Origin of the sequence: Kitasatospora sp. NPDC057692, assembly GCF_042799475.1 — a bacterium.
In the GTDB taxonomy this organism is placed as follows: domain Bacteria; phylum Actinomycetota; class Actinomycetes; order Streptomycetales; family Streptomycetaceae; genus Kitasatospora.
Window position 1 is genome coordinate 15698 of sequence record NZ_JBHVIV010000076.1, and the last position, 21930, is coordinate 37627.

Sequence of the window (21930 nt, forward strand, 5' to 3'; positions counted from 1 at the left end):
GGCGGTGACCGGGGTCCGGTCACCGCCCCCTCGGGGCTCTCGGGCGGGAGTTCGAAGACAGCCCGTGGCGCTCAGCGGAGCGCGGCGAGGACGGCGTCCGCCATGGCCCGCTCGCCGGTGGCGTTCGGGTGGAAGGGGACGGCCGGGGAGCCGGGCAGCGCGCCCTCGATCCAGCGGTCGTCCGCGCAGACGTCGTGCCCGCGGGTCGGGGCGGCGGTGTCCACGTAGGTGGCGCCGGCCGCCGCGGCGGTGGACCGCAGCATCGCGTTCAGCCGGTCGAGCACGGCGTGCAGGTAGGGGACGTCGCGCGGGGCGAGCGGCTGGCGCAGGACGCAGGACGCGCCGTCGGCGGGCAGCACCGAGGGGTAGCCGACGAGCAGGATCCGGGCGTTCGGCGCCTTGGCGCGCAGCGCGCGCAGGGCGGCGGCGAGCCGGGGCCCGGTGGCGTCGATCCGGTCGGCGAGGTCGTCGTTGCCGTACTGCCAGGACCAGCTGGCCCAGTCCCAGTAGCCGTGGTGGTAGACGTCGGTGCAGGGGGTGCCGAGGGGGTTGACCACCGCGCCCGCGATGCAGGTGGCGATCACGTCGCCGATCCCGATGTCGCTGTCGCCGAGGTCGTTGCCGCCGATCCCGAGCGTGATGAGGTCGGTGTCGGCGGTCACCGCGTCGATCTGCGGGTCGTTGACCCGGAGGAAGGCGTCGTACTGGGGCTGGGTGAGCGACTTGACCTTCGCGGCGGCGCAGGTGACGTCGCGGTAGGCGGCGGCGTTCAGGGCGGCGGCGACCAGGTGTCCGTAGTCGCGGTCGGAGCGCAGGCAGAGGCCGGCCGACTGGTCCGGGACGCCGGCGCCGGACGCGTAGGAGTCGCCGAGGGCGACGTAGCGGTGCGGGGCGGGGGCGGCGGCCTGCGCGCCGGTGGCGGTCATCGCCAGGGCGGCGCCCAGCGCGGCGGAGGTGAGCAGCAGGGAATTGCGGGCACGGCGGAGCACGGTTCCTCCTGGGGGAGAGAAACGGGTGGGGGACGTACGAGCCGGGCCACAGCTACTACCGACAGGTAAGTTACTGGCAGGTTTCGGTGCCGTCCATGCCGTGCGCGCATATTTCCGAAATTCCGTCAAAGGTTTCACCGGCCGCTTCGGCGGGAATTTCGAATTTCGCTCCACGGTGTATCGACGTCATTTCCGAAACGGGGCGGAGCGGAATGCGCGGGACCGTTCGCCGCCGGCCTTGAGGAGCTGCCCGGATGGCCCTGGACACCGACGTCATCGTCATCGGAGCCGGACTCGCGGGCCTCGCCGCGACCGCCGAACTCGCCGACGCCGGACGGAGGGTGATCCTGCTCGACCAGGAGCCCGCGGCCTCGCTCGGCGGCCAGGCGCACTGGTCCCCGGGCGGCCTGTTCCTGGTCGACTCGCCCGAGCAGCGCCGGATGCGGATCCGCGACTCGCGCGCCCTCGCCCGGCGGGACTGGCTCGGCGCCGCGGGATTCGACCGGCCCGGGGACGCCTGGCCGCGCCGCTGGGCCGAGGCCTACGTCGACTTCGCCGCGGGGGAGCAGCGGGCCTGGCTGCGCGCGATGGGCGTGCGGTTCGGCCCGCTGGTCGGCCGGGCGGAGCACGGCGGGCCGTCCACCGGCGGCCCCGGAAACTCCGTCCCGCGCTGCCACGTCGTCCGGGGTGCCGGCCCCGGCCTGCTCGACCCCTTCGTCCGCAAGGTCCGCGCGGCCGCCGCCCGCGGGCTGGTCGACCTGCGCTTCCGGCACCGCGTCACCGGCCTGGCGGCGAGCGCCGGGGCCGTCGACACGGTGACCGGCGAGGTGCTCGTCCCGAGCGGGGCGGCGCGCGGCGAGGCGAGCTCCCGCGAGGTGGCCGGCCGCTTCGAGCTGCGTGCGCGGGCCGTCGTCCTCGCCTCCGGCGGCATCGGCGGCAACCACGCGCTCGTCCGCGCGGCCTGGCCCGCCCGGCTCGGCGCCCCGCCCGGGCGGATGCTCTCCGGGGTGCCCGCGCACGTGGACGGGCTGATGCTCGGCGTCGCCGCCGGGGCCGGGGCCGAGCTGGTCAACGGCGACCGGACGTGGCACTGCGCCGAGGGCGTCGCCGAGCTGCACCCGGTCTGGCCCGGGCAGGGCGTCCGCGTCCTGGCCGGCCCCTCCGTGCTCCGGCTCGACGCCCTCGGCCGCCGGCTGCCCGCGCCGCCGTTCCCCGGCTCCGACACCCCCGGCGCCCTGGAGCTCGCCAGGGCCACCGGGTACGACCACGGCTGGTTGGTGCTCAACCGGCGGATCGCCGAGCGGGAGCTCACCCTCTCGGGCCCCGAACGGGACCCCGGGTCCACCGGCCGCCCGCTGCGCGGTCTGCTGCGGCGCGCGCTGCCCGGCGTTCCCGGCCCGGTCCGCGACCACCTCGCCCACGGCCCGGACTTCGTCGTCGCGGGCAACCTGCACGACCTCGCCCGCGCGATGAACGCCAGGGCGCGGGTGCGGCTGGTCGGCACGGCCGAACTGCGCCGCGTCGTCGAGGAGCGGGACCGCCGGCTCGGCGGCCCCCGCGCCCGCCGCCGGCTCGGCGACCGGCTGCTCCGCAGCGCCGCGCCGCACCGCATCCTCGATCCGGACGCCGCCCCGCTGATCGCCGTCCGGCTGTCCGTCCTCACCCGCACCTCGCTCGGCGGGCTGCACACCGACCTCTCCGCCCGCGTGCTGCGCCCCGACGGCTCCGTCCTCGACGGCCTCTACGCGGCGGGCGAGGCGGCCGGGTTCGGGGGCGGCGGCCTGCACGGCCGCCGCCCCCTGGGGGGCGCCTTCCTCGGCGGCTGCCTCTTCTCCGGCCGGACCGCCGGGCGTGCGGCCGCCGCGGCGACGGCGTAGCGGGTGCGGCGGTGGTGGCGGCCGGGTCGGGTCGGAGGCCGGGCCGCCGTCAGTGGAGGGCGAGGCCGAACCAGTAGAAGAACGCGCTCATCGCGGCGAACAGCACGCAGATGTACCCCAGGAGCCCCACGCCGTCGGCGCTGGGGTAGCCGAGGACGACCACCTTCCGGGGGTATCTCCGGTGGTAGGCGATCGCCACCTGGTCGCCGGGCCGCAGCCCCGTCGGGCCCCGCAGGGAGATCGCCGTCGCCGCCACCGCCGCCGGGCCGTCCGTGAGCTCGAAGCGCACCTTGACGTCGTCCTGGAGGCCGCCGTCATCGCCCACCGACTGGCTGTCGACCTCCGTCACCCAGGCCTGCAGGCGCATGCCGTACCGGCGGATCCGGAACGCCCGGAACGACCGCGACCCGGTGTAGTACGAGCCGCCGCCGAAGACCGTCCCGATCGTGAGCGCGAGGAGGTTCACGGCCCGCAGCCTAGCGCCGGTGCGCTCCCACGCCCAGCGTCACGACATTCAACTGCCGTTTGTTGGCAGGGAGTTCGCCCTTCCGTTGTCGACGATGCCGAGCCGGAGGTGGTCGACGTGGTAGACCGCCTGGTCGAGGAGGGCGGCGACGTGGCCGTCGTGCAGGGAGTAGACGACCGAGCGGCCGCGGCGCTCGCCGACGACCAGGCCGAGGTTGCGCAGCAGGCGCAGCTGGTGGGAGCAGGCGGACTGCTCCATGCCGACGGCGTCGGCGAGTTCGGTGGCGGCCCGCGGTCCTTCGCGGAGCTCGGCGAGGATCAGCAGCCGCGAGGGGGTGGCGAGGGCCTGGAGCGTGCTCGCCACCTTGGCGGCGTTGGACGCGTCCAGGCGCATCCGCGGCACGGCGTTCTCGGCGGCTGCGTGTCCCATGGGGGAATCCTACGGGGCGCGGCCGCGGCGGAGCCGGGGAGCGGTGGAACAGGTCATATGAACACATGAAGGTGTGTTCATGTATTCCTGTAGGGTGACGGCCATGTCCGTCGCCACGCCGCCCACCCCGCTCACCCGGCCCGCCGCCCCGGCCCCGCCCGCCGGGCCGCCGCGTCCCCGCCGCACCCGGGTGCTCGCCCTGCCCGAGGCCCGCTGGGCGGCCGGCAGCCTGGCCGCCTTCCTGGCCGCGCTCGGCCTCCAGTTCGGCGGCGCCCCCGGCTGGGCCTCCGGCGCGCTGTACGCCGTCGCGTACGCCGCCGGCGGCTGGGAGCCGGCCCTCGCCGGACTGCGCGCGCTGCGCGAGCGGACCCTGGACGTGGACCTGCTGATGGTCGTCGCCGCGCTCGGCGCCGCCGCCATCGGGCAGGTGCTGGACGGCGCGCTGCTGATCGTCATCTTCGCGACCAGCGGCGCCCTGGAGGCGCTGGCCACCGCCCGCACCGCCGACTCCGTCCGCGGCCTGCTCGACCTCGCCCCCGCCACCGCCACCCGGCTGCGCACCGCCGCGGCCGTCACGGCCGTCGCCTCCGTCCCGTTCGGCGGGGGCGCCACCGGAACGGACGCGGCCGGCGGGGTCGCGGTCGGCGGGGACGTCGAGGAGACCGTCCCCACCACCGCCCTCGCCGTCGGCGACACCGTGCTGATCCGCCCCGGCGAGCGGATCGGCGCCGACGGCCGCGTCCTCGACGGGGCGAGCGACGTCGACCAGGCCACCATCACCGGCGAACCGCTGCCCGCCGCCAAGCGCCCCGGCGACCAGGTGTACGCGGGCACCCTCAACGGCGCCGGCGTGCTGCGGGTGCGCGTCGAGCGCGACCCCGCCGACACCGTGATCGCCCGGATCGTGGCCATGGTCGAGGAGGCCTCCGAGACCAAGGCGCCCACCCAGCTGTTCGTGGAGAAGATCGAACAGCGCTACGCCGCCGTCCTGGTGGCCGCCACCCTGCTGCTGTTCGCCGTCCCGCTCGCCCTCGGCGCCGAGCTGACCGACGCCCTGCTGCGCGCCATGACCTTCATGATCGTCGCCTCGCCCTGCGCCGTCGTGCTCGCCACCATGCCGCCGCTGCTCTCGGCGATCGCCAACGCCGGCCGGCACGGCGTCCTGGTCAAGTCGGCGGTGGTGATGGAACGCCTCGGGCAGACCGACGCCGTCGCCCTGGACAAGACCGGCACCCTCACCGAGGGCACCCCCCGGGTCACCGAGGTGCACCCGCTCGACGGCATCGCGGCCGACCGCCTGCTGGCGCTCGCGGCCGCCGCCGAGCACCCCAGCGAGCACCCGCTGGCCCGGGCCGTGGTCGCCGCCGCCCGTGAGCGCGGCCTCGCCGTCCCGCCCGCCACCGACTTCACCGCCACCCCGGGCGTCGGCGTGCGGGCCGTGGTCGGCGGCGCGGTCGTCGCCGTCGGCGCCCCCGGCCCGCACCGCGACCACCCCGCCGTCGCCGCCCTGGAGGCGGACGGCCGCACCGCCGTCCTGGTGCTGCGCGACGGCGAGCCGATCGGCGTCCTCGGCCTCGCCGACCGCCCGCGCCCCCAGGCCGCCGGCGCCGTCCGAGCCCTGGCCGCGCTCACCGGCCGCCCGCCGGTGCTGCTCACCGGCGACAACCCGCGCGCCGCCGCCCGGCTGGCCGCCGAGGTCGGCCTCGGCGACGCCCGGGGCGGGCTGTTGCCGCACGAGAAGGCCGCCGCCGTGCAGGACCTCGCCGCCGCCGGCCACCGGGTGCTGATGATCGGCGACGGCGTCAACGACGCCCCGGCGCTGGCCGCCGCGCACACCGGCGTCGCGATGGGCCGGGCCGGCTCGGACCTCGCCCTGGAGACCGCCGACGCCGTCCTCGTCCGCGACGAACTGGCCGCCGTCCCGGCCGTGGTGGCGCTCTCCCGGCGGGCCCGCCGGCTGGTGGTGCAGAACCTGGTGATCGCGGGGGCGGCCATCACCCTCCTGGTCGCCTGGGACCTGGCGGGTACGCTGCCCCTGCCGCTCGGCGTCGCCGGGCACGAGGGCTCCACCGTGATCGTCGGCCTCAACGGCCTGCGGCTGCTGCGCGAACGGGCGTGGCGGCGGGCCCTGCGGAACGAGGAGGGCTGAGGGAGCATGAGCCGACGCGAGCGCGAGCGTGAACGGACCGGCGGGAAGGGCGGCGGGCGCGGCCCGGCGTCCCCGGTGACCGTCACCGTCTGCCGGGGCTGCTGCTGCGGCACCCAGGAGAAGCACCCCGGCGTCGACCACGCGGGCCAGTACGAGCGGCTGCGCACGGCGGTCGGCGAGGCGGGCCGGGTCCGGGCCGTGAAGTGCCTGGACACCTGCGCGCACTCCAACGTCGTCGTGGTCGGCCCGTCCAGCGAGGGCCGCGCGGCGGGCGGCCGGCCGGTCTGGCTGGGCTGGGTGCTGGCCGACGACATGATCGAGGAGATCGCCGCGTGGGTGCACGCCGGCGGCCCCGGCCTCGCCGACCCGCCGGGGATGCTCGACCTCCAGGAGATCGCCGTCTCCCGCCGCGTCAGCGCGGGTCTGCCGGGCTGACCGGGGCCCGCCCGGGGAGGAACGGCCAGCGCCTACGATGGCCTAGGTTTCGACCCGGGAGGAAGACGATGACCACGGTCTGCCGCATCTGCGCGGGCACCGGCCGCACCGCCGGCCTCAGCTGTCGGACCTGCCAGGGCACCGGCACCACCGAGGTCGGCGGCGGCGGGGGCAACTGCTTCCTCTGCGACGGCACGGGCGTCTACGTCCGCTACCGGGTCGACGCCACCGGTGCCAAGCACGCCTACCGCGACGAGATCTGCCGCACCTGCGACGGCACCGGCAACCGGGCGGCGTCCCCCTGGGACGAGGCGCCCTGAGCACGGCGCCGGAGCGGGCCCGCGAGGTGACGGTTGGTCTGAGCGGGTACGTCCGCACACGGTCAGCGTAGGTGAGCACCTTTCAGTCGACCGTGCCCCGGCAGGCTGGCGGACGCTACGACTATGGCTTCCCTCAACCGCTTGTTCGACCGCGTCCGCCGCAAGGCGGTCGCCCTGGCACTGCCGTGCACCATCGTGTCGGCCCTCGTCCCGGTCCTCGCGCTCGGCCCCGGCGCCGTCCCCGCCGCGGCCGCGACCCTTCCGGGCGGGCTGGGGCCCTGCGTCCCCGGCAGCTGTCCCGACCCCTTCCCCCCGATCAGCAACGGTCCGATCGCCGGGCGGGACAACGGGATCAACATCTTCGTCGGCTCGGACTTCCTGGTCCGCGGCCGCGCCGCCGAGGCCGAGGGCCGGATCGTCGTCGTCCACGACTTCGACCAGTCCAAGGACGTCGGCGCCAGCTCCATCTACAACATCGGCATCGTCGGCGCGGGCTCCCGGGTCCCGCCGCCGGACGGGGCGGACTTCCTCACCACCGGCGACGACGTCGTCGTCACCGCCGGCCAGACCCTGGTGGCCGAGGGCGGTGTCGTCCGCTACGCCAGCACCGTCACCGGCAACGTGACCGGCACCCTCGTCCAGGACCCCAACGCCATCCAGCCCTACGCCGCCCTGCGCGACCAGCTCGCCACCGCCTCCGACTGCTACGCCCGGGTCAACGGAGTGCCACGCACCCCGACCGGCGTCGCAGTGAACGCGGGCTTCGAGACCCTGTTCACCGGTGACGGCGTATCGGCGCTCCAGGTCTTCAACGTCGACTTCGACCTCGCCGGCCCGGGCGGCGGCCAGCAGGGCATCGCCTTCGCCAACATCCCGGCGGGCGCCACCATCCTGGTCAACCTGACCGGCGCCGCCCGGACCATCAACACGTACAGCGGCGACATCGCCGACACCGACCCGCTCAACGCCTACCGCGAGCGCCTGCTGTGGAACTTCCCCGACGCCACCACGGTCAACCTGGTGGGCACCGGCCAGTTCCAGGGCAGCATCCTGGTCGGCGAGCAGACCTCGCAGACCACGGTCACCCTGCCCGGCGTCAACGGCCGCGTCTTCGTCACCGGCGACCTCATCCACACCAGCTCGCCCACCGGGGGCGGCGGCCAGGAGTTCCACGCCTACCCCTTCGACGGCAGCCTGCCCGACTGCGCCGTCGCCCCGGTGACGGGCGAGGTGCGGGTCCTGAAGACGGACGCGGTGACGGGCCTGCCGCTGGCCGGCGGTGTGTTCGAGCTGTGGGAGGAGACCAACGGGATTCCCGGTCTCCAGACCACGGGCGTGAACCCCGACACCCAGGTGGGTGCTTCCTGCACGACGGGCGCGGATGGTCTCTGCACCCGGACGGTGCCGCTGGGCACCTACTACTGGCGGGAGACCGCCGCGCCTCCCGGGTACGACCTGCCGATCGACCCGGTCTTCGGGCCGCTGGTGCTGACCGCGCTGAACGCCCCGACCGGCGTCCAGGTGACGGCTCCCGATGTGCCACAGGTCCCGGTGACCGGTGACGTCCGGGTGCTGAAGACGGACTCGGTGACGGGCCTGCCGCTGGCGGGTGGCGTGTTCCAGTTGTGGGAGGAGACGAACGGGATTCCGGGTCTCCAGACCACGGGTGTGAACCCGGACACCCAGGTGGGTGCTTCCTGCACGACGGGTGCGGATGGTCTCTGCACCCGGACGGTGCCGGTCGGGATCTACTACTGGCTGGAGACCGCGGCCCCGGCCGGGTATGTGTTGCCGGCCGACCCGGTGTTCGGCCCGCTGATCCTGACCCCCCTGAACGCCGCCGAGGGTGTGCAGGTGACGGCTCCGGATGCTCCGGTGGCGCCGGTGACCGGTGAGGTGCGCGTCCTGAAGACGGATGCCGTGACCGGCAACCCGCTCGCGGGTGGTGTGTTCGAGCTGTGGGAGGAGACGAACGGGATTCCGGGTCTCCAGACCACGGGTGTGAACCCGGACACCCAGGTGGGTGCTTCCTGCACGACGGGTGCGGATGGTCTCTGCACCCGGACGGTGCCGCTGGGTACCTATTACTGGCTGGAGACCGCGGCCCCGGCCGGGTATGTCCTGCCGATCGACCCGGTGTTCGGGCCGCTTGTGCTGACGGCGGCGAACGCGGCTCAGGGTGTGCAGGTGACGGCTCCCGATGTTCCGGTGGCCCCGGTGACCGGTGAGGTGCGCGTCCTGAAGACGGACTCGGTGACCGGCAACCCGCTCGCGGGCGGTGTGTTCGAGCTATGGGAGGAGACGAACGGGATTCCCGGTCTCCAGACCACGGGCGTGAACCCGGACACCCAGGTCGGTGCTTCCTGCACGACGGGTGCGGATGGTCTCTGCACCCGGACGGTGCCGCTGGGTACCTATTACTGGCTGGAGACCGCGGCCCCGGCCGGCTACGTGCTGCCGGCCGACCCGGTGTTCGGCCCGCTGATCCTGACCCCCCTGAATGCCGCCGAGGGTGTGCAGGTGACGGCCCCTGATGCCCCGGTGGCGCCGGTGACGGGTGAGGTCCGGGTGCTGAAGACGGACTCGGTGACCGGCAACCCGCTCGCGGGCGGTGTGTTCGAGCTGTGGGAGGAGACCAACGGGATTCCCGGTCTCCAGACCACGGGCGTGAACCCGGACACCCAGATCGGTTCCAGCTGCACGACGGGTGCGGATGGTCTCTGCACCCGGACGGTGCCGCTGGGTACCTATTACTGGCTGGAGACCGCGGCCCCGGCCGGCTACGTGCTGCCGGCCGACCCGGTGTTCGGGCCGCTGGTGCTGACGGCGGCGAACGCGGCTCAGGGTGTGCAGGTGACGGCTCCGGATGTTCCGGTGGCGCCGGTGACGGGTGAGGTGCGCGTCCTGAAGATCGACTCGGTGACCGGCAACCCGCTCGCGGGTGGTGTGTTCGAGCTGTGGGAGGAGACGAACGGGATTCCCGGTCTCCAGACCACGGGCGTGAACCCCGACACCCAGGTGGGGACCACCTGCACCACCGCCGCGGACGGTCTGTGCCGTCGCACGGTGGACGTCGGTGCCTACTACTGGCTGGAGACGGCCGCACCTCCCGGCTACGTGCTCCCGGCCGATCCGGTGTTCGGGCCGCTCGTGCTCACTCCGGCCAATGCGGCTCAGGGTGTGCAGGTGACGGCTCCGGATGCTCCGGTGGCGCCGGTGACGGGTGAGGTGCGCGTCCTGAAGACGAACGCCGAGACCGGTGCTCCGCTGGCGGGTGGTGTGTTCGAGCTGTGGGAGGAGACCAACGGGATTCCGGGTCTCCAGACCAGTGGCGTGAACCCCGACACCCAGGTGGGGACCAGCTGCACCACCGCCGCGGACGGTCTGTGCCGTCGCACGGTGGACGTCGGCACGTACTACTGGCTGGAGACGGCCGCACCTCCCGGATTCGTGCTGCCGGCCCAGCCGGTGTTCGGGCCGCTGGTGCTGACCCCGGAGAACGCCGCAGCCGGCGTCCAGGTCACCGCCCCCGACGCGCCGCAGCCGGTGACGACGGGTGAGGTGCGGGTGCTGAAGACGGACGCGGAGACCGGTGCTCCGCTGGCGGGTGGTGTGTTCGAGCTGTGGGAGGAGACGAACGGGATCCCCGGTCTCCAGACCAGTGGCGTGAACCCCGACACCCAGGTGGGTGCTGCCTGCACCACCGGTGCGGACGGCTTCTGCCGCCGGACGGTGGACCTCGGTACCTACTACTGGCGTGAGACCGTGGCGCCCCCCGGGTACGACCTGCCGGCCGAGCCCGTCTTCGGTCCGCTGGTGCTGACGGCGGCCAACGCCGCCGAGGGCGTCCAGGCCACCGCCAGTGACTGCCCGTCGCCGAAGCCGCCGGACAATGGCGCGATCCACCTGACCAAGAGGGACGCGCATTCGGGCGAGCCCGTGGGCGGCGCGGTGTTCCAGCTGTGGCGGGAGAGCAACGGCGTCCCCGGTCTGCAGACCGACGGCGCCGAGCCGGATACCCAGGCGGGTGACTGCACCACCGCCTCCGACGGTGGCTGCGACTTCTCCCACCTGTCGGTCGGGCAGTACTACCTGCTGGAGACCGCGGCGCCGCACGGCTACCAGTTCCCGCGTGACCCGGTCACCGGTCCCATCCAGGTGAACGCCGACGACTGCGTCACCGTCGACCTCACCAACAAGAGGAAGAAGGACGACCACGACTACGACTGCGACCACGGCTACGGCCATGGCTTCGGCTACGGTCACGGCTATGACTACGGCTTCGGACACGGCTTCGGCTGGTAGTCGGCCGGTGGACGGTTGAACCAAGGACCGCCCGGAGCAGCGCCGCTGCCCCGGGCGGTCCCGTTCGCTCAGCCGAGCACGTGGCGCAGGCCGCCCAGCAGGTGGCCGCGGAAGGCCCGGTCCGCGTACGCCTCGGGCGCGTGGCCGAGCGCGGTGTAGAAGGTCGGCGCGCCGTCGTGCTCGCCGCACCAGGCGAGCGGGTGACGGTCGGCCAGGCCCATCGAGGCCCCTGTGTAGTCGGCCTCGTCCACGGTGAGCAGCACGCGGGCGCCGCGGTCGCGCGGGTCGGAGCGGAAGTCGTACCACTCGTCGGTCCACTCCCAACGGGCCGGCAGGTGGGCGGTGGCCGGGTGGTCGGCGTCGGCGACCCGGACCGGCGCGGTCTGGATCGCGGGGTGGCGGTCGAACCGGGCGCCGACCAGCCCCTCGAACCACGGCCACTCGTACGCCGTACTGGACGCCGCGTGCACGCCGAGCCAGCCGTGACCGGCGGTCAGGTGGTCGCGCAGCGCGTCCTGCCCGGCCTCGTCGAGCACCGGGCCGCCGGTGGAGAGGAACACCACGGCGGCGTACCGGCGCAGGGCGGCGGGCCGGAAGACGGCCGGGTCCTCGCTGGCGTCGACGGTGAAGCCGTGCCGTTCGCCCAGTTCGCCCAGCGCGCGGGTGCCGTCGACGACCGAGGCGTGCGGGAAGCGGAGGTTGCGACGGTAGATCAGGATCCGGGCCATGGTGGATGATCCTGCCAGCCCCGGTCGGGGCGCCCGTGCCGGGGCCCCGGAAGCGCGTTTCGCCTGCGTGCGGCTTTGCCGAGGCATGGTCGAACATTGGTGTTCGACTGACCGGCACGCCCGGGCGCGTTCACCGCGCGTCCGTGTCCGGTCAACACGTGGCTGGAAGAGTCCGGCCCATGGAAACTCCGAACATGGGCGTGCCGGTCAAGCTCGCCGAACGCATGAGCATGGCCGAGCAGCACGAGTACCTCCGGGCCCGTTTCTCCCGCCGCCGGATGCTGCGCGCCGGTGCCGTCTCGGTGGGCGCGCTGGCCGTGGGCGGTGCCCTGGGCAGCGGCACCGCCTCGGCCGCCCCGGTCTCGCCGCAGCTGCTGGCCGGCGGCGCCACCGCGGGTGTCGACGGCTCGCTGGTCGCCCCGATCGGGCGTCACCTCGCCTTCGGTCCCGAGCCGGACACCCAGTTCCGGGTCTCCTGGCAGGTGCCGGCCCCGGTGAAGCGGCCGTTCCTGCGGTACGGCAAGAACCCGTGGGACCTCGGCCACAGGATCGAGGCGGAGGTGCGCACCCTGCACACCCCGGCGCTCACCCCCACCGGCCAGCCGGTGGACCAGTACTACCTGCACGTGGCGCTGGAGGACCTGCACCCCGACACCACCTACTACTACGGCGTCGGCCACCAGGGCTTCGACCCGGCCTCGCAGCAGGCGATCTCCACCCTCGGCACCTTCCGCACCGCGCCCTCGCGCGAGCACCGCTGGGGCAAGGTGTACGAGCCGTTCACCTTCACCGCCTTCGGCGACCAGGGCGTCAGCGACCACGCCAAGGGCAACGACCACATCATCCTGGCCCAGAACCCGGCCTTCCACCTGCACGCCGGGGACATCTGCTACGCCGACCCGGCGGGCTCCGGCCAGGACTCCGACAGGTCGGTGTTCAACGCCACCACCTGGGACGCCTTCCTGGTGCAGACCGAGACGGTCGCCTCGAAGGTGCCGTGGATGGTCGCGTACGGCAACCACGACATGGAGGCCTGGTACTCGCCGAACGGCTACGGCGGCGAGAACGCCCGCTTCTACCTGCCGGACAACGGCCCGGACAAGCGCAGCGTCCCCGGCGTCTACTCGTTCCGCTACAAGAACGTCGGCGTCATCTCGCTGGACGCCAACGACGTCTCCTACGAGATCCCGGCCAACCTGGGCATCTCGGCGGGCAAGCAGACCCGTTGGCTGGAGCGCACCCTGAAGGACCTGCGGGGCGACGAGACGATCGACTTCGTCGTGGTCTTCTTCCACCACTGCGCCTTCTCCACCACCCACCAGCACGCCTCCGAGGGCGGGGTGCGGGAGGCCTGGGTGCCGCTGTTCGAGAAGTACCGGGTCGACCTGGTGATCAACGGTCACAACCACGTGTACGAGCGCACCGACGCGATCCTCGGCAACAAGGTCTCCAAGGCGGTGCCGAGCGGCGCCGCCGTCGAGCCCGCCAAGGACGGCGTGGTGTACGTGACGGCGGGCGCGGCCGGCCGCAGCCTCTACCGCTTCGACGCCCCGGACACCTACGAGGGCCACGAGCAGCGCCTCGACTCGGTGGACACCTACTACTTCGCCAAGGGCGGCGGCAAGGTCACCGAGAAGGTCGAGTGGTCGCGGGTCCGCTACACCGGCTACTCCTTCATCAAGGTCGACGTGAAGCCCGCCCACCTGGGCCGGAAGTCCGAGATGACCGTCACCGCCCTGGCGGAGGACGGCACCCGGGTCGACCACTACACCATCCTCCGCGAGGTCGGCGCGGGCTGGGACGGCGACCGCGACGACGACGGCCAGGGCGGCGGCTGGGGCTGGTAGCTCCCCGCCCGCACCCCGTCGGCCCCCGCAGGCACCGCCTGCGGGGGCCGACGCGGGTGCGGGTCAGACCTGGCGGTAGGTGGCGAGGAAGCGGCCGATGCGGTTGATGGCGGTCTCCAGGTCGTCGGCGCGGGGGAGGGTGACGAAGCGGAAGTGGTCGGGGCGGGGCCAGTTGAAGCCGGTGCCCTGGACCACGTGGATCTTCTCGCGGAGCAGGAGGTCCAGGACGAAGCGCTCGTCGTCGACGATGCGGTGGACGGCCGGGTCGAGCCTGGCGAAGGCGTAGAGCGCGCCGCGGGGCTTGACGCAGCTGACGCCGGGGATCTCGTTGAGGGCGCGGAAGGCGACGTCGCGCTGTTCGGCGAGGCGGCCGCCGGGCAGGACCAGGTCGTTGATGGACTGGTGGCCGCCGAGCGCGGCCTGGACGGCGTACTGGGAGGGCACGTTGGGGCACAGCCGCATGCCGGAGAGCATGGTGAGGCCCTCCAGGTAGTCGCTCGCGTGCTGCTTGGGGCCGGAGACGACCAGCCAACCGCTGCGGAAGCCGGCCACCCGGTAGGACTTGGAGAGGCCGTTGAAGGTGAGGGTGAGCACGTCGTCGGCCAGCGCGGCCAGGCAGTGGTGCTCGACGCCGTCGTAGAGGATCTTGTCGTAGATCTCGTCGGCCAGCACCATCAGCTGGTGGCGGCGGGCGAGGTCGAGGATGCCCTCCAGCAGCTCCTTCGGGTAGACCGCGCCGGTGGGGTTGTTGGGGTTGATGACCACGATCGCCTTGGTGCGGGCGGTGATCTTGGCGGCGATGTCGTCGAGGTCGGGGAACCAGTCCGCCTCCTCGTCGCACGCGTAGTGCACCGCCTTGCCGCCGGCCAGTCGGACCACCGCCGTCCACAGCGGGTAGTCGGGCATCGGGACGAGCACCTCGTCGCCGTCGTCCACCAGCGCGGTGACGGCCATCTGGATCAGCTCGGAGACGCCGTTGCCGAGGTAGACGTCGCCCACGTCCACGCCCTCGACGCCGCGCTGCTGGTAGTACTGCACGACCGCGCGGCGGGCCGGCAGGATGCCGCGCGAGTCGCTGTAGCCGTGCGCCCGGGGGAGGTTGCGGATGATGTCCTGGAGGATCTCCTCCGGCGCCTCGAAGCCGAACGTGGCGGGGTTGCCGGTGTTCAGCCGGAGCACGCTGTGCCCGGCCTCCTCCAGCGCGTTGGCCTGGTCGACCACCGGGCCGCGGATCTCGTAACACACGTCATTCAGCTTGCTGGACTGCCGAAACTCCATCTGCGGCCTCCCGACCGTCACCCCGCATCGACCCTGGTCGCTTTGTTCTACCAAGTAGGCACTTGGAAAGTCCAACCTCTTGGCTATGCTGATCCACATGTCACGCCGAAGCTACGACCAGTACTGCGCCGTCGCCCGCGCCCTGGACGCGGTGGGGGAGCGCTGGAGCCTCCTGATCGTCCGTGAACTCCTGGCCGGCCCGCGCCGCTACACCGACCTGCACGCCGACCTGCCCGGCGTCTCCACCGACATCCTCGCCGCGCGGCTCAAGCAGCTGGAGAGCGAGGGCGTGGTCGAGCGGCGCCGCCTCGAACGGCCGGCCAACGCCACCGTCTACGAGCTGACCGGGCGCGGTGCCGCGCTGCGGCCGGTCGTGGCGGCGCTCGGCGTCTGGGGCCTCGACGCGCTGGGGGAGCAGCGGCCGACCGACGCGGTGCGCACGCACTGGGTCACCGGCGGGCCGGAGGAGGCGCCGGCTGAGGAGGCGTCGGCGGAGGCGGTGGCGGAGCCGGCGGGGGTCTGACCGGCCGGGCGACGCGGTCGGCGGCGCACCCGGTGTTCCGCGACCGGTTCCCCCGCGACCGGTCCCGGATCCGTCGGGCAGCGCCGCCGACCCGCCCCACCTTGCCCGGCCCCGATGAACGGGGGATCGTCGACCGATTGCCGCCGCCGTTGATCCGCGGGCCCGCCGCGTTCCGCGGCGCGCGCCCGGGGCCGCCGGAGGCCGCCGGATCCCGCCGCGGGCCGCGCGCGTACGATCGTCGGGCCATGGAGAACACGGAGAACACGCCCACCGCCTTCCGCAGTTACGTCGCCGTCGGGGACTCCTTCACCGAGGGCATGTGCGACGACCTGCTGCCCGACGGCCACTTCCGGGGCTGGGCCGACCGCGTCGCCGCACGGCTCGCCGCCGAGCACCCGGCCGGCGCCTTCCGGTACGCCAACCTCGCCGTGCGCGGCAAGCTCATCGGCCAGATCCACGACGAGCAGTTGGAGACCGCCGCCGCGATGGGCGCCGAGCTGGTCACCCTGGCGGGCGGGCTCAACGACGTGCTGCGCCCGCGCTGCGACGTCGTCCGGGTCGAGGAGCTGCTCGGCGCCTCCGCCGCCCGGCTGCGCGCCACCGGCGCCACCGTGGTGATGTTCACCAGTACCGACCCGACGCGCCGGATGGCCGGCTCCGCCCGGCTGCTCCCGGCGATCCTGCGGATGAAGGCCTTCGTGCACGAGCTCGCCCGGGACCCGGGCATCGCCGTGGTCGACCTCTTCTCCGCGCCCTGCTTCGACGACCGCAGGCTCTGGGGGGAGGACCGGCTCCACCTCTCGCCCGAGGGGCACCGCCGGGTCGCCGAGGCCGTCCTGGAGGCGCTCGGCCGCCCCGCCGGCTTCGACTGGCGAGCCCCGCTGCCGGTCGCCGCGCCGCCGACCCGCGGCGAGCGGCTGGCCGCCGACGCCCGCTGGGCCCGCACCCACCTCGGCCCGTGGATCGGCCGCCGGCTCACCGGCCGCTCCTCCGGCGACGGCCGCCCGCCCAAGCGCGCGGAACTGCTGCCCTACGAGGGCTGAGGCGGGTCGCGGGGACGTCAGCCGCGGAAGAGGTTGTGGCCCACGTCCGACGGCACCTCGTCCTGGTACGGGGTGGAGTCCGGGCCGGGCACCTGCTCGCCCGGGACCGGCTCGGTGCCCTCCCGGTGCAGCAGGTGGACGCCGTCCTCCGACCAGACCGTCCGGTACCCGTGCGCCAGCAGCAGCTCGATCCGGGCCGCCTGCTCGTGGTCGGTCCGGAACGGGAAGGACCGCTTGTCCGCGCGGATCAGCACGTACTCGCGCCCGCGCGGCTTCTCGTCGACCAGCACCACGTCCGCCCGGGCGGTCAGCCGCGGCGCCGCCTGGTTGTCGGCCTCGACGGAGGCGCCGTCCGGGACCAGCGCCGCGCCGCGCAGCAGCGCCGCCTCGCTCGCCTTCGGCTGCCAGTAGGCCGGCACGAACAGGTTGGCCACCCCGAGCGGCAGCGCGGCCGCGACGGTCAGCGCGGCCGCCGCCACGCCGAGCCGCCGGGTCAGCGCGCGGTCGTGGCAGCGGCCCAGCACCTCCACCGCGGCGACCAGCAGGATCGGCCAGAGGAACGCGTCGTAGTGCCGGGCGATCGACCAGTGGTTGGGGTTGCTGGAGAGGACCCGCTCGGCGAGCAGCGGGACGGCCAGGAGCACGGTCGCGGAGCGCAGCGGGAGGAGGAACAGGGTGCCGAAGAGCCAGAGCAGCAGCAGCGGCTTCAGCGGGGCGTCGAAGAACGCCGAGACCAGCCGGGTCGGGTCGGCCAGCACGTTGGCGACCGCCGAGCCGCCGTCCTCGCCGAGCGCCTGGTAGTTCCAGTAGTAGCCGGGCACGCCGCCCATCGCGGGGATCAGCTTCGCGATCGCCACCGCCGAGGCGAGCGGGCCGCCGAGCAGCAGGCCCAGCCCCCAGCGGACGGCGGGGCGGCGGCGGCCGGGGTCCGGCTCGCGGCGCGCCCGCAGCAGCAGCACCAGGCCGTACGCGCCGACCGCCAGGCCCATGTCCTCCTTGGTGCAGCACAGCAGCAGGCCGGCCAGCGCGGCCGCCCAGTACTGCCGGGCCATCCCGCGCTCCAGCATCAGCAGCGTCAGCGGCACGGCGAACGCCACCTCGTGGAACCCGCCGCGGGAGGCCACCAGCAGCGGCCAGCCCAGTCCGTAGGCGAGCGCGGCGAGGTCGGCGGCGCGGCGGGCGGTGCCGGAGTCGGCACCGGCGAAGCAGCGGTCGGTGATCCGGCGGATCAGCGGCACCCCGGCGGCGAAGCAGAGCGCCTGGCCGAGGAGCAGCGAGCGGGGGTCGTCCCAGAGCCAGTAGAGCGGCGCCATCAGCGCGATCACCGGCGAGAAGTGGTCGCCGAGGAGCGAGAAGCCGGGCGGGAACTCGTGGTGGAAGCTCTTCAGCGTCGACACCGGCAGGCCGAGGTGCGCGTAGCCGCGCACGCCCTGGTCGAAGATCCCGAGGTCGAAGCCGCCGAGCTGGAGGGTGGTCCACTGCTGGGCGCCGATCGCCAGGCAGACGGCGAAGCAGAGCACGGTGAACGCGACGGTGCGGGCGCGGTGCGGGAGGCGGAGGGCGGGCGGCTGTCCGGCGGCGGGCGTCGCGGTGCCCTCGGTGTCCGGGTACGGCGCCACGTCGTGCCGGGACATGCCTTGGTTCCTCCGTCGGTGCTGTTGTGCCGCGCGTGCCCTGGTGCCGCTCGCGCTCGGCCGACCACACTAACCGACGACCGCTCCGGGCTGTCGGTACGCTCTACAGCTGCACCACCAACCACCGCATCGTTGCGCCGCCGCATGGGCACCGCACCGTCGTACCCGGAGGATCAACAGCACCGTGAGCGTCCCGAGCCTCAACCTCGTCTCCGACTGCGGGAGCTGCTTCGGGCTGTGCTGCGTCGCTCTGCCGTTCGCCGCCGGGACCGACTTCGCCGTGAACAAGGCCGGCGGCACCCCCTGTCGCAACCTCCGGGCGGACTTCGGCTGCGGCATCCACGAGCGGTTGCGCGACAGCGGCTTCCCCGGCTGCACGGTGTACGACTGCTTCGGGGCCGGTCAGCACGTCTCCCAGGTCACCTTCGGCGGGCGCAGCTGGCGCGAGGCGCCGGAGAGCGCCGGGACGATGTTCGAGGTGTTCCCGGTGGTGCGGCAGCTGCACGAGCTGCTCTGGTACCTCGCCGAGGCGCTCACCTTCGCCCCGGCCCGCCCCGTGCACGGGGAGCTGCGCCGGATGCTGGAGGAGACCGAGCGGCTGGCCGGCGGCACGCCGGAGGAGATCCTGGCGGTCGACGTTCCCGCGCACCGGCAGGCGGTGGCCGAGCTGCTGCTCCGGGCGAGTGAGCTGGTCCGGGCCGCCGTCCCGCGCCGTCGTGAGCACCGGGGCGCGGACCTGTTCGGGGCCCGGCTGCGCGGGGCGGACCTGCGCGGGGCCAATCTGCGGGGCGCGCTGCTGGTCGCGGCGGACCTGGCCGGGGCGGACCTGCGGCTCGCCGATCTGGTCGGCGCGGACCTGCGGGACGCCAACCTGGCGGGCGCCGACCTCACCGACGCGCTGTTCCTCACCCAGGCACAGCTCAACGCGGCCCGCGGCGACGCGGCCACCCGCCTCCCGGCGGCGCTGAAGCGCCCCGCCCACTGGCCCGACACGGCCGCCGCCGACGCCGCCACAGGCGGACCCGCCCGCCCGCGGGGCGGTGCCCGCACGGGCACCGGCCGGCAGAACGGCGGCCGCCCGGGCAGGCCCCGGCGGCGCTGAACGCTGGTCCCGGTCCCGGCTCTGCGGCGTTCAGCGGTCCAGTAGGCGCAGCGTGGTGGGCGGCGGTGGAGCGCGCAGGGTGCAGGCGGCGCCGGTGAGCAGCAGCAGGCCGACGGCGGCCAGGGCGGCCGGGGAGTCGGCCGGGTGCAGGGGCCAGGCCCATGGGCGCGGGTGGCTGTCCGGGGACCAGCCCGCTGCCGAGCAGAGCAGGGGGACGGTGGCGAGTACGGCCGCCGCCGGGCGGTGGCCGATCAGTGGGTGGGCCAGCAGGGCCAGGCCGAGGTAGCCGGCGGTGTTGCGGGCCAGGACCAGCGCGAGCGCTCCCTGGCCGGCCGCGTAGGCGAGGCCGCCGCAGGCCGTCCCGGTGGCGGCGAGGGCGAGGGCGAGGCCGACGTCGAGGCCGCGCAGGTGTCGGCCGGCGACCGATTCGGTGCGCAGGTCGCCCCGGCCGAGGCCGTACAGCAGGGACACCGCCGGGACCAGGGTGATCACATGGGCGAGGAGGAAGTGCCCGGCCTGTCCGTGCAGGGCGGGCACCGGCAGCTCGCCGTCCCCGACCAGCAGGCCGGCGGCGAAGGTCCCGGCGAGGACGGCCGCGAGTGTCGGCACCGCGCGCGCCTTGCACCACCAGATCACTCCGCACCTCCTCCGGTGGCCGCCGCCGCGGCGGGCGGGAGCGGCGGGGGCGGGGTGCCGCAGTCGGCCAGGGCCTCGGCGGTGGCGCGGTACCAGGTGAGCTGGGTCTCGTCGGGCAGCCGGACCAGCCGGGTGGCGCGGGCCGCGTCGGTCTCGGTGAAGCGGCCGCCGATCCCGGCCGGGGGCACGGTGGTGCCGTCCGGCCCGGCCCGGGCGGTGAGCCAGGCGGTGGCCGTGCCGAGGGCGGCCGCGGCCGGGTAGGGGTCGCCGCGGCGGGCGCAGTCCGGCGCGCGCGGGAGCAGGCCGCCGACCACGGCGGGGGCGACGTCCCGTGCCAGGGCGTCGGTCGGGACGCCGAGCCCGGCCTCGCCCGGTCCGGGCCGGGCGGCCATGGTGAACCCTTCCGGGACGGCGACGCCGCGCCCGGCCAGGGCGTCGGCGACCCGGCGGACCTCGGTGCGGACCATCGCCGAGCGGGCGCCGCCGAGCTCGGGCCAGAGGCAGACGCGCGGCCGACCGTCGTCGCAGACCAGCGCGGCGGCGGAGCGGGCGCGCACCGGTTCGGGGCCGAGGTCCCGGGCGGTCCAGCCGCCCAGTACGACGCCGCCCGTCGTGACGGCCAGCGCGGCGGCGACGGCGAGCGGGGCGCCGCGTCGGTGGATCAGCAGGACGGCGGCCGCGCAGACCGCGCCGGAGAAGACCAGCGACCCCGCCACCGCCCGTCCGTCCAGCACCTGGTCCACGGCACAGCAGTCGGAGAGCCCGCCGCCGACCAGGTGCCGCGGCCAGTAGGTGTCGAACGCGGCGGGGTAGGCGTTCAGCACGAAGCTGCCGACCAGCGCGAGCGGCACGGCGGCCACCGGCGCCAGCACCCGTCCGACGACCGAGCCGACCAGGGTGTTGGCGAGCAGCAGCCCGGCCCAGACCGCGAACAGGCCGGGCTGCGGGACGCCGTCCGCGGTGCCGCCGGCCAGCATCGCGGTGCCCAGCGCGACGGCCATGCCCAGCCCGCCCATCACGGCGACCGGCAGCAGCACCGGTGCGCTGACGGCCGGCGCGGAGCGGACCGGCGAGCGGTCGAACACGCCGCCGCGCCGCAGCCGCCCGCCCTCCCAAGCGCCGCAGGCCGCGCAGGCCGCGCAGGCGAACGGCAGCGCGAGGCTGGCGTGCCCGGCGGCGGCGAGCCCGTACGCCGGGGTGACCCAGGCGGTCAGCTCGTCGCCGAGCGCGACCAGGACGAAGCCGAGCAGGAACGGGAGCGCCCGGGTGCCGGCCGAGATCCGCAGAACGGTGCGCAGCAGCACGTCACGTCTCCCGTTCGATCAGGCGCGCGTACGCGGCCTCGGCGGTCGGCGTGCCGGAGCCGCCGCGGGGTCCTTCGCCCGGTCCGCCGCCAGGTCCGCCGTCAGGTCCGTCGCCGGGCGCGCCGTCGGACCCGTCGCCGACCGCCCCGGCGCTCCGGCCGTCGGCCGCGAGGGCGTGGAACTCCTCGGCGGCGCCCTGGAACCGGACCCGGCCGCGGTCCAGCACCACCACCTGCCGGTAGGCGCCCGCGAGGTCCTCGGTCCGATGGGTGGCGATGACGATGGACACCTCGCCCGTCAGCTCCTCGACCAGGGACCGGAACACCGAGCGCTGGGCGGGGTCGAGCCCGGCCGTGGGCTCGTCCATCAGGATCAGCTCGCTGTGGTGGGCGAGGCAGCCGGCGATGCCCATCCGGCGCAGCTGGCCGCCGGAGAGCTGGTGGCCGGCCCGGTCGCCGAGCCCGGCGAGGCCGACCCGGGCGAGCGCGCCGGCCGAGGCCCGCCAGGCGGCGGTGCGCGACATGCCCTTCAACCAGCCGCAGTACGCGACCTGTTCGCGCACGGTGAGCCCGGGGACGGGGGTGATCTGCTGCGGCAGCCAGGCCACCGCGCGCCGGTAGGCGGCCCGGTCGCCGCCGCCCGCCGCCGGGTTGACGCCGTGCCAGCTGACGAACCCGCGGTGCGGACTCACCTGCGAGGCGGCGAGCGCCAGCAGGGTGGACTTGCCGGCGCCGTTGGGGCCGAGCAGGACGGTGGCCGGATTGTCGATCCGCAGATCGAGACCGGTGAACAGGAGTGCCTTCCGGCTGTGCTGGAAGTCGACGCGGTGGAATTCAAGGGCCATGGCGGGGTCGACGCATTTCGC

17 protein-coding genes and 1 pseudogene are annotated in these 21930 nt (G+C 74.7%); 9 read left to right on the top strand and 9 right to left on the bottom strand.

Going from position 1 to position 21930, the window contains the following annotated elements:
* Positions 1–71 precede the first annotated feature (71 nt).
* Positions 72–989 carry an SGNH/GDSL hydrolase family protein gene (locus ACFVFS_RS31750; protein WP_380628278.1) on the bottom strand — a complete coding sequence of 306 codons (918 nt, stop codon included), beginning with the start codon at positions 987–989 and terminating at the stop codon, positions 72–74.
* A gap of 254 nt (positions 990–1243) precedes the next feature.
* Here ACFVFS_RS31750 and ACFVFS_RS31755 point away from each other — a divergent pair, with 254 nt between their 5' ends.
* A complete protein-coding gene (locus ACFVFS_RS31755) occupies positions 1244–2866 on the top strand; it encodes an FAD-binding dehydrogenase (RefSeq protein WP_380628279.1) in 1623 nt (540 codons plus the stop codon).
* Positions 2867–2915: 49 nt separating this feature from the next.
* Here ACFVFS_RS31755 and ACFVFS_RS31760 read toward each other — a convergent pair whose 3' ends face one another.
* Together ACFVFS_RS31760 and ACFVFS_RS31765 are read right to left on the bottom strand one after the other, a co-directional pair.
* Entirely contained in the window at positions 2916–3332 is a 417-nt protein-coding gene (locus ACFVFS_RS31760; RefSeq protein ID WP_380628280.1) for a DUF3592 domain-containing protein, read from the bottom strand.
* A gap of 48 nt (positions 3333–3380) precedes the next feature.
* A complete protein-coding gene (locus tag ACFVFS_RS31765; protein ID WP_376083669.1) occupies positions 3381–3761 on the bottom strand; it encodes an ArsR/SmtB family transcription factor in 381 nt (126 codons plus the stop codon).
* A gap of 103 nt (positions 3762–3864) precedes the next feature.
* Between ACFVFS_RS31765 and ACFVFS_RS31770 the strand changes: the two genes are divergently transcribed.
* The 4 genes from ACFVFS_RS31770 (at position 3865) to ACFVFS_RS31785 (ending at position 10970) form a co-directional block, all read left to right on the top strand.
* Complete coding sequence (locus ACFVFS_RS31770; protein ID WP_380628281.1) at positions 3865–5910, top strand: heavy metal translocating P-type ATPase; 2046 nt, start codon at positions 3865–3867, stop codon at positions 5908–5910.
* A gap of 6 nt (positions 5911–5916) precedes the next feature.
* The gene (locus tag ACFVFS_RS31775) at positions 5917–6345 is read left to right on the top strand and encodes a (2Fe-2S) ferredoxin domain-containing protein (RefSeq protein ID WP_380628282.1); all 429 of its coding nucleotides are present in this window, start codon (positions 5917–5919) and stop codon (positions 6343–6345) included.
* 68 nt (positions 6346–6413) lie between these two features.
* Complete coding sequence (locus tag ACFVFS_RS31780) at positions 6414–6665, top strand: hypothetical protein (RefSeq protein ID WP_376083663.1); 252 nt, start codon at positions 6414–6416, stop codon at positions 6663–6665.
* A 123-nt stretch (positions 6666–6788) separates the two neighbouring features.
* Entirely contained in the window at positions 6789–10970 is a 4182-nt protein-coding gene (locus ACFVFS_RS31785; protein ID WP_380628283.1) for a SpaA isopeptide-forming pilin-related protein, read from the top strand.
* Positions 10971–11038: 68 nt separating this feature from the next.
* Here the strand turns inward: ACFVFS_RS31785 and ACFVFS_RS31790 are convergent, their stop codons facing one another.
* A complete protein-coding gene (locus ACFVFS_RS31790) occupies positions 11039–11698 on the bottom strand; it encodes a ThuA domain-containing protein (RefSeq protein WP_380628284.1) in 660 nt (219 codons plus the stop codon).
* Between the two features lie 179 nt (positions 11699–11877).
* On the opposite strand from ACFVFS_RS31790, the gene ACFVFS_RS31795 reads away from it, so the two are divergent.
* Complete coding sequence (locus ACFVFS_RS31795) at positions 11878–13545, top strand: fibronectin type III domain-containing protein (RefSeq protein ID WP_380628285.1); 1668 nt, start codon at positions 11878–11880, stop codon at positions 13543–13545.
* Positions 13546–13608: 63 nt separating this feature from the next.
* On the opposite strand, the gene ACFVFS_RS31800 is transcribed toward ACFVFS_RS31795, so the two are convergent.
* Positions 13609–14823: a pyridoxal phosphate-dependent aminotransferase gene (locus ACFVFS_RS31800; protein WP_380628286.1), complete on the bottom strand. Its 1215-nt coding sequence runs from the start codon at positions 14821–14823 to the stop codon at positions 13609–13611.
* Between the two features lie 97 nt (positions 14824–14920).
* On the opposite strand from ACFVFS_RS31800, the pseudogene ACFVFS_RS31805 reads away from it, so the two are divergent.
* Positions 14921–15331: pseudogene (locus tag ACFVFS_RS31805) on the top strand (winged helix-turn-helix transcriptional regulator); the annotation flags it as partial.
* Positions 15332–15591: 260 nt separating this feature from the next.
* Entirely contained in the window at positions 15592–16389 is a 798-nt protein-coding gene (locus tag ACFVFS_RS31810) for an SGNH/GDSL hydrolase family protein (RefSeq protein WP_380628287.1), read from the top strand.
* A gap of 17 nt (positions 16390–16406) precedes the next feature.
* Here ACFVFS_RS31810 and ACFVFS_RS31815 read toward each other — a convergent pair whose 3' ends face one another.
* On the bottom strand, positions 16407–18023 hold the full coding sequence (locus ACFVFS_RS31815; RefSeq protein ID WP_380628288.1) for a DUF2079 domain-containing protein: 1617 nt from the start codon (positions 18021–18023) through the stop codon (positions 16407–16409).
* A 184-nt stretch (positions 18024–18207) separates the two neighbouring features.
* On the opposite strand from ACFVFS_RS31815, the gene ACFVFS_RS31820 reads away from it, so the two are divergent.
* Positions 18208–19125, top strand: coding sequence for a pentapeptide repeat-containing protein (locus tag ACFVFS_RS31820; RefSeq protein WP_380628289.1), 918 nt, complete (start codon positions 18208–18210; stop codon positions 19123–19125).
* Positions 19126–19155: 30 nt separating this feature from the next.
* Here the strand turns inward: ACFVFS_RS31820 and ACFVFS_RS31825 are convergent, their stop codons facing one another.
* From ACFVFS_RS31825 to ACFVFS_RS31835, 3 genes are read right to left on the bottom strand one after another with little or no spacing between them, the layout of a single operon-like run.
* A complete protein-coding gene (locus tag ACFVFS_RS31825; RefSeq protein ID WP_380628290.1) occupies positions 19156–19734 on the bottom strand; it encodes a hypothetical protein in 579 nt (192 codons plus the stop codon).
* A gap of 23 nt (positions 19735–19757) precedes the next feature.
* Positions 19758–21065 carry a hypothetical protein gene (locus ACFVFS_RS31830; protein ID WP_380628291.1) on the bottom strand — a complete coding sequence of 436 codons (1308 nt, stop codon included), beginning with the start codon at positions 21063–21065 and terminating at the stop codon, positions 19758–19760.
* A gap of 1 nt (position 21066) precedes the next feature.
* On the bottom strand, positions 21067–21909 hold the full coding sequence (locus tag ACFVFS_RS31835; protein WP_380628292.1) for an ATP-binding cassette domain-containing protein: 843 nt from the start codon (positions 21907–21909) through the stop codon (positions 21067–21069).
* Positions 21910–21930: the final 21 nt, after the last annotated feature.

What these genes read in the sequence shown, in the direction of transcription:
- ACFVFS_RS31755 (WP_380628279.1), top strand. Translation starts at nt 1,244, where the DNA reads ATGGCCCTGGACACCGACGTCATCGTCATCGGAGCCGGACTCGCGGGC.
- ACFVFS_RS31765 (WP_376083669.1), bottom strand. Translation starts at nt 3,761, where the DNA reads ATGGGACACGCAGCCGCCGAGAACGCCGTGCCGCGGATGCGCCTGGAC.
- ACFVFS_RS31770 (WP_380628281.1), top strand. Translation starts at nt 3,865, where the DNA reads ATGTCCGTCGCCACGCCGCCCACCCCGCTCACCCGGCCCGCCGCCCCG.
- ACFVFS_RS31775 (WP_380628282.1), top strand. Translation starts at nt 5,917, where the DNA reads ATGAGCCGACGCGAGCGCGAGCGTGAACGGACCGGCGGGAAGGGCGGC.
- ACFVFS_RS31780 (WP_376083663.1), top strand. Translation starts at nt 6,414, where the DNA reads ATGACCACGGTCTGCCGCATCTGCGCGGGCACCGGCCGCACCGCCGGC.
- ACFVFS_RS31785 (WP_380628283.1), top strand. Translation starts at nt 6,789, where the DNA reads ATGGCTTCCCTCAACCGCTTGTTCGACCGCGTCCGCCGCAAGGCGGTC.
- ACFVFS_RS31790 (WP_380628284.1), bottom strand. Translation starts at nt 11,698, where the DNA reads ATGGCCCGGATCCTGATCTACCGTCGCAACCTCCGCTTCCCGCACGCC.
- ACFVFS_RS31795 (WP_380628285.1), top strand. Translation starts at nt 11,878, where the DNA reads ATGGAAACTCCGAACATGGGCGTGCCGGTCAAGCTCGCCGAACGCATG.
- ACFVFS_RS31800 (WP_380628286.1), bottom strand. Translation starts at nt 14,823, where the DNA reads ATGGAGTTTCGGCAGTCCAGCAAGCTGAATGACGTGTGTTACGAGATC.
- ACFVFS_RS31810 (WP_380628287.1), top strand. Translation starts at nt 15,592, where the DNA reads ATGGAGAACACGGAGAACACGCCCACCGCCTTCCGCAGTTACGTCGCC.
- ACFVFS_RS31815 (WP_380628288.1), bottom strand. Translation starts at nt 18,023, where the DNA reads ATGTCCCGGCACGACGTGGCGCCGTACCCGGACACCGAGGGCACCGCG.
- ACFVFS_RS31835 (WP_380628292.1), bottom strand. Translation starts at nt 21,909, where the DNA reads ATGGCCCTTGAATTCCACCGCGTCGACTTCCAGCACAGCCGGAAGGCA.